The sequence below is a fragment of the Pseudomonas rossensis genome (assembly GCF_039888995.1).
Classification (GTDB): domain Bacteria; phylum Pseudomonadota; class Gammaproteobacteria; order Pseudomonadales; family Pseudomonadaceae; genus Aquipseudomonas; species Aquipseudomonas rossensis.
The window spans coordinates 1-237 of record NZ_JBBWCB010000405.1; the positions used below are offsets into that span (position 1 = coordinate 1).

The window sequence follows — 237 nt, forward strand, 5'->3', positions numbered from 1 at the left end:
CTTCGGGAGGCGACAACAACATCTTCACCCAGATCGGCTTGATCGTACTGGTGGGGCTTGCCTGTAAGAACGCGATTCTGATCGTCGAGTTCGCCAAGGATAAACAGCAGGACGAAGGCTCAGCCCGCTCGCCGCGGTGCTCGAAGCTTGCCGTCTGCGTCTGCGGCCGATTCTGATGACTTCCTTCGCGTTCATCATGGGTGTTGTGCCACTGGTGTTCTCCAGCGGTGCCGGTGC

The 237-nt window shown here is 59.1% G+C and carries 1 pseudogene; it reads left to right on the forward strand.

From position 1 onward, the window contains the following. Positions 1-237 (forward strand): annotated as a pseudogene (locus WLY71_RS31060) (efflux RND transporter permease subunit); the annotation flags it as partial.